At 73.2% G+C, this 10,123-nt stretch carries 8 protein-coding genes; 5 read left to right on the top strand and 3 right to left on the bottom strand.

The features are described 5' to 3' along the window. Positions 1-55: 55 nt before the first annotated feature. Together ACFRCR_RS12725 and ACFRCR_RS12720 are read right to left on the bottom strand one after the other, a co-directional pair. Positions 56-1,759 (bottom strand): DHA2 family efflux MFS transporter permease subunit, encoded by a 1,704-nt coding sequence (locus tag ACFRCR_RS12725; protein WP_377677980.1) that lies wholly within the window; start codon positions 1,757-1,759, stop codon positions 56-58. A gap of 82 nt (positions 1,760-1,841) precedes the next feature. Then, positions 1,842-2,477: a PadR family transcriptional regulator gene (locus tag ACFRCR_RS12720; protein WP_377677978.1), complete on the bottom strand. Its 636-nt coding sequence runs from the start codon at positions 2,475-2,477 to the stop codon at positions 1,842-1,844. Positions 2,478-2,916: 439 nt separating this feature from the next. On the opposite strand from ACFRCR_RS12720, the gene ACFRCR_RS12715 reads away from it, so the two are divergent. Both ACFRCR_RS12715 and ACFRCR_RS12710 read left to right on the top strand, forming a co-directional pair. Further along, on the top strand, positions 2,917-3,978 hold the full coding sequence (locus ACFRCR_RS12715; RefSeq protein WP_377677982.1) for a formylglycine-generating enzyme family protein: 1,062 nt from the start codon (positions 2,917-2,919) through the stop codon (positions 3,976-3,978). A 3-nt stretch (positions 3,979-3,981) separates the two neighbouring features. Then, a complete protein-coding gene (locus ACFRCR_RS12710) occupies positions 3,982-4,542 on the top strand; it encodes a DUF1697 domain-containing protein (RefSeq protein WP_377677977.1) in 561 nt (186 codons plus the stop codon). An 8-nt stretch (positions 4,543-4,550) separates the two neighbouring features. Here the strand turns inward: ACFRCR_RS12710 and ACFRCR_RS12705 are convergent, their stop codons facing one another. Beyond that, a complete protein-coding gene (locus tag ACFRCR_RS12705) occupies positions 4,551-5,318 on the bottom strand; it encodes a hypothetical protein (protein ID WP_377677976.1) in 768 nt (255 codons plus the stop codon). A 198-nt stretch (positions 5,319-5,516) separates the two neighbouring features. On the opposite strand from ACFRCR_RS12705, the gene nhaA reads away from it, so the two are divergent. The 3 genes from nhaA (at position 5,517) to ACFRCR_RS12690 (ending at position 10,073) form a co-directional block, all read left to right on the top strand. After that, entirely contained in the window at positions 5,517-6,887 is a 1,371-nt protein-coding gene (gene nhaA / locus ACFRCR_RS12700) for a Na+/H+ antiporter NhaA (RefSeq protein WP_377677974.1), read from the top strand. Positions 6,888-6,958: 71 nt separating this feature from the next. Further along, positions 6,959-8,119: a hypothetical protein gene (locus tag ACFRCR_RS12695; protein WP_377677973.1), complete on the top strand. Its 1,161-nt coding sequence runs from the start codon at positions 6,959-6,961 to the stop codon at positions 8,117-8,119. A 64-nt stretch (positions 8,120-8,183) separates the two neighbouring features. Next, positions 8,184-10,073: an alpha/beta hydrolase gene (locus tag ACFRCR_RS12690; RefSeq protein ID WP_377677972.1), complete on the top strand. Its 1,890-nt coding sequence runs from the start codon at positions 8,184-8,186 to the stop codon at positions 10,071-10,073. Positions 10,074-10,123: the final 50 nt, after the last annotated feature.

Here is a 10,123-nt window from a genome sequence, read left to right as displayed (position 1 = left end):
CCGTCGGGCCGGGCTCGTGGTGGGCCGGCTCGGAGGTGCGCTCGGACCTGGGCCCTCAGTCCGCGTGCGCGACGTGCGTCGCGCGCATGGCGAGCGCCGCGACGAGCCCGATCACCAGGACGCCCGCCGTGACGAGCAGCGTCTGACCGACCGCGAGCGAGAACCCCTGGTGCAGGGCCGTGGTCGCGGCCTCGCGGATCTGAGCGGCGGCCTCGGGCGGGATGCCTGCGGGGAGCTCCATGTGCTGCGCTCCCCCGGTCAACGCGCCGCCCGCCGCGGCGAAGCCCTCGACGAACTGCTCGCGGAGCTCCGCGGGCAGACCCGCCGACGCGTCGCGCGGGGCGGCCGGCAGGGTCGCCGAGAGTCGGCTCGTGAGCGTCGCGACGATCGCGGCCGAGCCGATCACGCCGCCCACCTGGCGGAACGTGTTGAACGCGCCCGCGCCTGCGCCGGCCGTGCGGTGGTCGAGCCCCGACGTCGCGAGGTTGGCGAGCGGCGAGAAGAGCGCGCCCGTCCCGATCCCGAACAGCGTCATGGGCGCGACGATCGCCCAGGCGCTCGCGTCGGGAGCGGCCGCGACGCTCAGCCACACGACCGAGGCCGTGAGCAGCGCGAAGCCGGTCGCGACGACCCACTTGCCCGGGATCCGGTCGGAGAGCCGGCCCGCGAACGGCGCCACGACCCCCGACACGAGCGAACCGGGCAGGTTGATGAGCGCGGCCTCCAGGGGCGAGAGGCCCAGGATCGACTGGAGGAAGATCGTCAGCGGGAAGAAGATGCCGATCATGCCGAACGACACGGCCGCGCCGGACACGTTCGCGAGCGAGAAGTTGCGCGAGCGGAACAGCGTGAGCGGCAGGAGCGCCCGGTCGCCGAGGTGGCGCTGCCACAGGACGAAGGCCGCCAGGACCAGCACTCCCAGGCCGATGATCGTCCAGATGTTCAGCGGCCCCACGACCGTGCCCCAGTGGTAGGTCTCGCCCTCCTGGAGTCCGAACACGAACAGGAAAAGGCCCACGATCGACAGCGCGACCCCGACCATGTCGAAGCTGCGCTTGTTGGTCGGCAGCGACGGCAGGCTCCGCAGTGCCAGGACGAGGGCCACGACGCCCACGGGGATGTTGACGAAGAAGATCCACTCCCACCCCCACGTCTCGACGAACACGCCGCCGAGCAGCGGGCCCGCGATGGTCGCGACGCCCGCCACGGCTCCCCACAGCCCCATCGCGGCGCCGCGCTGACGCGGCGGGAAGACGCGCGTGATCATCGACATGGTCTGCGGGGTCATGAGCGCGGCGCCCACACCCTGGACGGCGCGCGCCACGATGAGCATCTCGACCGAGCCGGACAGCCCGCACCACAGCGAGGCGAGCGTGAAGACCACCAGGCCGAGCACGAACACGGGCTTGGGGCCGAAGCGGTCGCCCAGGCGACCGGCGAGCAGGAGCAGCACCGCGTACGTGAGCAGGTAGGCGCTGTTGACCCAGCCGACCGCGGTCAGGGTCGTGTCGAACGTGTCGACCAGCGTGGGGACCGCGATGTTCACGATCGTCGTGTCGACCATGATCATGAAGAAGCCCAGGCACAGGGCCGGGAGGATGCTCCACGGGCTGCGCCCGCCGAGGTCGACGAGCGGGGGGCCGGCCGGCGCGCCGGCGGGCGGACCAGCCGTTGCGGACTGCGCGGCAGGGTCCGCCGGTTCCGCAGCCGCCGTGGTACCGGGCGCGGGCAGGCTCCCTGAAGGAGGGGTCGTGGTCATGGGGTCCTCTGGGTCGAAGAAGGGCAGGGGTGTTCAGCAGGCTGCGCGAGCAGCCGCTGCCGGGCGCGATCCCGGCGGAAGGTCAGGGCACGTGGTCCGTGGCCTGCGCCCGAGAACGGGCGGCGACGAAGTCGCGGAAGGACTGGGGGACGGACTCGTCCCAGTCCAGGGCGCCGGAGTCGAGGTCGGCGAGCAGGCCGTCGAGCCACGCGAGCTCGGACTCGATCCGGTGGAGGTCGTACTCCACGTCGAGCAGGAGGCGACGGGGCAGGCCGTGGCTCCGCACGACGTCGTACCTGCGGGAGTAGGCAGCGAGCTCCTCGGCCATCGCGGCACGCCGTGACCGCAGCGCGGCGACCGCGCCCGACCGGTCGATCGCGTGGGCCTGCGACAGCGCGAGCGGGAAGCAGGGGTGCTCCTGCCGGGGTTCGCCGAGCAGCAGGGCGGTGCGAGCCGCGAAGGCCTCGCGTCCGGTCTCGGTCAGCCGGTAGGTGGTCCGTTGGGGGCGGTTCCCGTCTCGGTCGGTGCCGACGGCCTCGACGAGGCCGTCCGACGCGAGGCGGTCCATGGAGTGGTAGACCGAACCCGGCGTGACGCTCGCGAGCCGGTCGTCCCCGCGCTGCTTGAGGGTCTGGTGGACCTGGTACGGGTGCATGGGTCGCTCGTGGAGCAGCCCGAGGAGGAGCAGCGCTGCGGCAGAGAGCTCCTTGCGTGCCATGTGTCGCCTCCTCGTGGTCGTTCCCGGTGGAATACTCCGGCTGGAATATACGCCTCGGGCAACGATCAGGTCGAGGGGTGCCGGCCGGTCGTGAGCGGCGTCACGTGCCCCGCCCGGAGCCCGAGCGACGACCCGGCCTGGCCGCACCGCGGGGCAGACGGAGGGCGGTCCCCGGCGCTAGGGTCGGGGGGAAGCAGGTCCGGGTCCCGGACGGCAGAGCGTCGCCGCAGGTCAGCGGGCCCGTCGGGCCGTGCGACCGATGGGCCCGCGAGCACCGGGGGCCCGGGCGCCGACGGCACCGGGCAGCATCGAGAACGAGCTCGACACGAGGAGACGCATGGACACGACCGCGGGAACGTCACCGGCAGCCCCTTCGGCAGGCGGACCAGCACGTGAGACGCCTCTCGGCCGCGAGAACGACAGCGGGTCTCTCTCGCCCCTGGTCGCGCTGCCCGCTGGCTCGTTCCGCCGCGGCTCGACCGAGTTCTACCCCGACGAGGGGCCCGTCCACGAGGCCACCGTGGCGCCCTTCGAGATCGAGCAGCACCCCGTGACCAACGCGCAGTTCGCAGCGTTCGTCGCAGCGACGGGCTACCTGACGGTGGCCGAGCGCCCGCTCGACCCGGCCGACTACCCCGGCGTCGCGACCGAGGACCTCGTGCCGGGCGCACTCGTGTTCACCCCGACCGCGGGTCCCGTCGACCTCTCGGACTGGCGGCAGTGGTGGCGCTGGCAGCCGGGCGCCCGGTGGAGCGCCCCCCACGGTCCAGGGAGCTCGATCGAGGGTCGCGAGGACCACCCGGTCGTGCAGGTCTCGTTCGAGGACGCGCAGGCGTACGCCGCGTGGGCGGGCCGGTCGCTGCCGACCGAGGTCGAGTGGGAGTACGCGGCCCGGGGAGGGCTCGACGGCGCACGCTTCGCCTGGGGCGACGAGTACCGGCCCGACGGCGAGCTCCTCGCCAACCACTGGCAGGGTTCGTTCCCCTACCGCAACACGGGAGCGGCAGGGTGGGTCGGGACGAGCCCGGTCGGGACGTTCCCCCCGAACGGCTTCGGGCTCGTCGACATGATCGGCAACGTGTGGGAGTGGACCACGTCGTTCTACACCCCGAACCATGCGGCCGACGCCCGGTCCGTGGCGGAGGTCGAGGCGGCCCGGTCCGCGCTCACGGTCGAGATGCCCGCGTGCTGCTCGCCGAGCGCCGGAAAGGCCCGCAGCGCGCAGCACGGCGCTGCCGTCGGGTCCGACGTGTCCGACGTCGACCCACGCGCCGCCGCGAGCGCCGAGCCCGGCTCGACGATCCCCCGCAAGGCACTCAAGGGCGGCTCGCACCTGTGCGCCCCGGAGTACTGCCTGCGCTACCGTCCCGCGGCCCGCTCGCCGCAGGCGGTCGACACGGCGACGAGCCACATCGGCTTCCGCTGCGTGGTGCGTCCCCCGGTGCCTGTCGCGTCGACCTCTCCGACGATGCCCGCCTCCGCGCACGACCTGCCGGGCTGAGGCGTGGCGTCGGGGTTCGCGGTGCTGCTGCGGGGCGTCAACGTGGGTGGCGGTCGCAAGGTCCCGTCGGCGGACCTGCGCGCGATCGCGCAGGACGCCGGCTTCGCGGGGGCACGCACGCTCCTCGCGAGCGGGAACCTGGTGGTGGCCCCGGGCACGTCGGGAGCGACGGGGCCCGACGACGTCACGCACCTCGTGCGGACCGGCCTCGCCGACCGCCTGGGTCTCGACGTCGACGTGCTCACGCTGACCGGTGCGGACCTGGCGGCCGCGATCTCGGCGAACCCGTTCGACGACGCCGCACGCGAGGACCCGTCCCACCTCCTGCTGACGTTCCACCCGCACCCACCCGCTCCTGACCGGATCGAGGCCTTCGACCCCGCTCGCTACGGCATCACGCACATGGCGTGGTCAGGGCCCGTGAGCTACACGTGGTTCCAGGGCGGGGTCGGCGCGTCGAAGCTGACGCCGGCCGTCCTGCTCAGGGCGCTCGGTGTGTGGGGCACGGCGAGGAACTGGAACACCGTGACCAGGCTGGCCGCGCTCGTGGACGACGTGGGCTGACGCGGCAATCAGGCGCGGCGTTCGACGCCGATCGCCCCGGCGCCGGCGGTCGCCAGGCGCCAGTGCTGGACCGTGCCCTCGTCGCGCACGACGACCCCGAGGGCCGCGAGGTCGTCCCGCACGTCGCGGACGTGCGCCTCCTTGCCCGCCTCGAGGAGGCCAGCCCGTGCACGGAGCAGCGCGTCGGCGCCGGCGGGGAGCGTGTCGTCGCCGACGTCCCAGCGGCGGTACGCAGCACGGAAGGGGTCCCCGCCCTCGCGCCACGGCCAGCCGTGACCCGTGAACGCCGCCGCGACCTCCCGGGTCGGCAGGTCCGCGGGCCACCGGTGGATCTCCCGCCCGTCGCGCAGGAGCACGATCTCGGTGCCCTCGACGAACACGTCGGTCACCTCGGCGCGCCCGACCGTCTCGAGCGTGTCCTTGTCCTTGAACCCCGCTCCCGTGCCCGTGACCGCGATCCGGCCCATGTTCTCCACGAGGTGCTGCGCGAAGCACGCCCCGACGACGGCACCGAGGGCCCCGAGCCCCACGAGGGCCCACGTGCCCCACACGTCGGCCAGGGCGTCGACGGAACGAGCCAGCCCCTGCCACGGCACCCACGGCAGGCTCGCCATCCAGGCGGCGAGCCAGCGCAGTCCGACGCCGGCCGCCGCGCCGAGGATCGGCAGGACGACCCGGAGGAAGCGGGTCTCACCCGAGACGGCCCCGACCACCGTCTCCGTGGGGTCGTGGGAGACGGCGTCCGTGGTCAAGGATTCGTGGATCTTCTCGTGCACCCGGTCAGCCTCCCGTGGTTCGCATGCCCGAGACATCCCCCTTTCGGCGGACTTCCGGCCCGGCGAGGTCCTCCTTCCGGAGTGCTGACGCGCGCCACGGCTCCACCGGCCGAGCCGACCGCCCGGTAGGATGGGAGGCTGGTGTGCCGGGAAGTCTGGTCGGCGTGACGTCGACGACCCCTCAACCACAGGAGACCTGTGAGCGCGCACGAGCAGCACACCCCCGCCCCGGACGAGCCCCCCCGCACGGGCGAGCCTGCCCCCTCCACGGGAGTGACGCCGTCGGGCGCTCTGCCCCTCGCGACGGCCGAGCGGCCGAGCGCCGGGCACCGCTGGAAGCGCTGGGTCACCCGGGAGACCACGGGCGGCGCGCTCCTCATCGGGGCCGCGATCCTCGCCCTGCTGTGGGCCAACTCACCCTGGCGCGCGGCGTACTTCGACCTCGCCGCCTTCACGGTCGGCCCCGAGTCGCTGCACCTGGACCTGTCGCTGTCGACGTGGGCCGCCGACGGCCTGCTCGCGATCTTCTTCTTCGTCGTGGGCGTCGAGCTCAAGCAGGAGTTCGTCGCCGGGTCGCTGCGCAACCCTCGTGAGGCGGGAGTGCCCATGCTCGCGGCCGTGGGCGGCATGATCGTGCCCGCGATCCTCTACGTCACGGTCGCCCTGTGGGGCGGCGGCGCGGACGCCGTGCACGGCTGGGCCATCCCGACCGCGACCGACATCGCGTTCGCGCTCGCGGTCCTCGCGGTGTTCGGCCGCGGCCTCCCGACGGCGATCCGCACCTTCCTGCTCACTCTCGCCGTGGTCGACGACCTGCTCGCGATCATCGTCATCGCCGTCTTCTACACCGAGACCCTGCACTGGGCGCCGCTGGGCCTCGCCCTCGTGGGTGTCGCGCTGTTCGCGTTCCTCGTGCGCCGCCGCCGCACGCACTGGTGGCTCCTGCTGCCGCTCGCCCTCGTCGTGTGGGCGCTGGTCCACGCCTCCGGCATCCACGCGACCGTCGCGGGCGTCCTGCTCGGCTTCATGGTCCCCGCGCTCGCGATCCACGGCGAGAAGACCTCCCGGACCCACCGGTACGAGCACCGCATCAAGCCGATCTCCGCAGGGATCGCTCTGCCGATCTTCGCATTCTTCGCCGCGGGCGTCTCGCTGGTCGACGGCGGCGGGATCGGCGAGATGATCGGCCAGCCGGTCGCCATCGGCATCATCGTCGGCCTCGTGGTCGGCAAGGGGATCGGCGTGCTCGGCGTCACGGCGCTCGTCACGAAGCTCACGCCGCTGCGCCTCGCCCCCGGCATCGGTGTCCGCGACCTGCTGCCCGTGGGCCTGCTCGCCGGCATCGGCTTCACGGTCTCTCTGCTCATCGCCGAGCTGTCCTTCCCCGACTCCGGGCACACCGAGTCGGCCAAGGCCGCGGTGCTCCTCGCCTCGGTCGCCTCGGCGCTGCTCGCCGCCGCTGCACTGCGCTGGGACGCCCGGCGCAAGCGCTCCGACGACATGAACGAGGACGGGCTGCCTGACGACGTCTCGACGTACATCGGTGACGCCGCGGACGACGAGCGCTGACGCGGCAGGTCCGTGGCGGCGACCTGCCGACGGAGACCTGCTGACGCCCGAGGCAGCTGCATTGAGAGAGCATGCGCGACTCTCTGACCTCGACCGCCGACCGCACGTGCGTTGCCGGGTGCGACGAGAACCGGTGCCGGTGCGGGGCGTCACCCGGCAACGAGCGGGCCCGCCGACGTCGGGCGCTCGGGGCACGACTCCTCGGGGTGGCGCTGGTGATGGCGCTCGCGAGCGGGACCGCCGCGATCCCGCGCGACCCGGCGGCGACCGCGACCGGCGCCTCGGCCGCCGCGACCGGCGACACCGAGCGCGCGAACGCCCAGGAGAAGGCGAGCAGGTTCGTCGAACGCGCGACCCGCACGGTCGAACGGGCCGCCGGAAAGGTCGACGAAGGCCTTCGTAGCGCCCTCCGCCTCGCGGTGGACGAGGTCGACGTGCAGGCCGCGAGCACGGCACGCACGCCCAGTCCCCTCCTCGCCCGAGGGCTCACGCGACTTCGCAACGCCGTCGAGCACGCAGAAGGCCTCGACGCCCAGGTGCGCCTGGCGATCTCGAGCTTCGAGTACGAACGGTCCCGGGTGGCCGCAGCGGAGAAGGCGGCGGCGGAGCAGGCCGCGGCCGAGCAGGCGGCCGCGGAGCAGGCCGCGGCCGAGCAGGCCGCCGCAGAACAGGCAGCCGCAGAACAGGCCGCGGCCGAGCAGGCCGCCGCAGAGCAGGCCGCGGCCGACAGGGCGGCAGCGGAGAAGGCGGCGAAGGACAAGGTGACCGCAGCCCCGCAGGGTGCCACCTCCTCGCCGGCGCCCGCAGCCCCCGCGCAGTCGATCCAGGAGATCGGCGAAGCGACCCTGCGCAGCCTTCCGGGCAACGGCGGCGTCTCGCTCTCGTGGGACGACCCGGGCCTGTCCGGCCACCTCGGCGGTGTGTGGAAGGGGAACACCTCGACGATCCTCGTCAACGCGTCACGGCTCGCCGGTCAGCCGTCGAAGACGAAGGACGTCATCCGGCACGAGATGGCGCACATCTACCAGGGACGTCTCATGGCGGCGCACGGCATGTCGTGGTCGCAGATCGACGGTCTCCTCGCGGGCGCCTTCGGCTCCAACGCGAGCGAGAAGGTCGCGGACTGCGTCGCGATCCGGTTCGGCGCTTCCTGGGTGAACTACACGAGCGACTGCTCGGGCGGGGACAAGCAGGCGTGGGTCGACGCGCTCATCGGTGGCTACCTGCCCTGAGCGCCACGACCCGCCCGGGGCGTCCTCGGTGGCGCGATCCTGCCAGCCCCGTACGATCGCACCCGTGACGCCAGACGCACCGCGCCAGTCGGAGACCGCCCCCCGCACCAGGATCGCGACGGCCGCGGAGGGCGGCGCCGGGTCCGGTGCGGCCGCCCCCGGGCCCGGAGCCGCCCCGGGGACGTCGGCCCGACGGGACGCGTCCACGAGCGGTGAGCGGCCCGCCCGACCAGCGCTGCGCCGCCGGGCGTGGGCGTGGCTCCAGCACTACGCGCGACGCTTCTCCACGACCGGGCTCGTCCTGGCCCTGCTCTTCTTCTGCTATTCCCTGACCCCCTCGCTCATCCCCCGCGCCTGGTACTACCAGGCGCTCATCACGGGCATGAGCATGGTCGGCGGCTACGGGATCGGGGCGTTCGTCGAGTGGTTCGCCCTCAAGGTCGGGCTGCGGATCCGCTGGAGCCCGCGCGTGAGCCGCATCGCGTGGTGGGTGCTCGGCGTCGCGACCCTCGTGCTCGTCCCCCTGTTCCTCGTCCTGGGCGCGCGCTGGCAGCACGAGCTGCGCGCCCTGTTCGCCATGCCCGAGCAGGCGCCCGCCAACGACGTCGCGACCGTGTTCGTGGCCCTTCTCATCGCGATCGGCGTCCTGCAGGTGGGCCGAGCGCTGCGTCGGGTCGCGCAGTGGGTGAGCCTGGTCGTCGACAACATCATGCCCAAGCCGATCGCCCGCTTCCTGAGCGGGGTCATCGTCGCGGTCGTGGTCGTGCTGCTCTTCAACGGCGTGATCTGGGCCGGCGTGCTGCACCTGCTCAACAACGTCTACGCGAGCGCCAACGAGCAGGTCGACCCGAAGCTGTCCCCGCCGACCTCGCCCGAGCGGTCCGGCTCCCCGCAGTCCGGCTCGTCGTGGGAGTCGCTCGGCGCCGAGGGGCGACGGTTCGTGACGCTCGGCCCGACCCAGGCCGAGCTCACCGAGTTCGCGGCAGGCGGCGACGTGGTCGACCCGGCGGACGTCCAGGTCCCGATCCGCGTCTACGCGGGCCTCGACCCTGCGGGCGACCTCGACGCGACCGCGCAGCGCGTGGTCGACGAGCTCGACCGGACGAACGCGTGGGACCGGTCGGTCCTGGTGGTGGCCACCACCACGGGCACCGGCTGGGTCGACCCCGGCATGAGCAACTCGCTCGAGCTCATGCACGGCGGCGACACCGCGATCGCCTCGATGCAGTACTCGTACCTGCCGAGCTGGATCAGCTTCGTGGGCGACCGCAGCACCCCGCCGAACGCGGGCAAGGCGCTCTACGAGGCCGTGTACGCGGCCTGGTCGCAGCAGCCCGAGGACTCCCGACCGAGGCTCATGGCGTTCGGGATCTCGCTCGGCTCGTTCGGCGCGCAGGGCGCGTTCAGCGGCCTGCAGGACATGACGACCCGCACCGACGGCGCCATGTTCGTGGGCACGCCCAACTTCACGCCCAACTGGACGTACTTCACGGCGAACCGCGACCCGGGCTCGCCCGAGTACTCGCCCGTCTACGAGGAAGGACGCCAGATCCGCTGGGGCACCGAGGTCTCGAGCGCCGCGAACGTCTGGTCCGTGCCCGGCACGTGGGAGACCCCGCGCGTCGTCTACGTCCAGCACGCGTCCGACGGTGTCACCTGGTGGTCCCCCACGACCCTGTGGTCCGAACCCGACTGGATGCGCGAGCCGCGTGGCCCCGACGTGCTCGACGCCGTGCAGTGGCGACCCTTCGTCACGTTCTGGCAGCTCACGGGCGACCTCTTCGTCGCGGCCGCCTCCGACATCCCTGCCGGTCACGGGCACGTGTACTACCTCGAGTACGCCGACGGCTGGTCGGCGCTCAACGCCCCCGACGCCTGGACGGACGCGGACACCGCACGGCTCAAGGAGCAGATGCTGACCAAGCAACCTGCGGCGTCGAGCTCGACCGGCTGAGGGGGTCGCCTCTCCGTGCCCGACGGCGGCGCGCGCGTTCTCGGAGGGGC

The organism is Oerskovia sp. NPDC056781 (genome assembly GCF_042789955.1).
GTDB classification, from domain to species: domain Bacteria; phylum Actinomycetota; class Actinomycetes; order Actinomycetales; family Cellulomonadaceae; genus Oerskovia; species Oerskovia rustica.
Note: the sequence above shows the minus strand (reverse complement) of the source record. Positions and strands in the feature narration are given on the sequence as shown.

Excerpts from the sequence above, each read along its gene's own strand:
- ACFRCR_RS12725 (WP_377677980.1), bottom strand. The coding sequence starts at position 1,759 with ATGACCACGACCCCTCCTTCAGGGAGCCTGCCCGCGCCCGGTACCACG.
- ACFRCR_RS12720 (WP_377677978.1), bottom strand. The coding sequence starts at position 2,477 with ATGGCACGCAAGGAGCTCTCTGCCGCAGCGCTGCTCCTCCTCGGGCTG.
- ACFRCR_RS12695 (WP_377677973.1), top strand. The coding sequence starts at position 6,959 with ATGCGCGACTCTCTGACCTCGACCGCCGACCGCACGTGCGTTGCCGGG.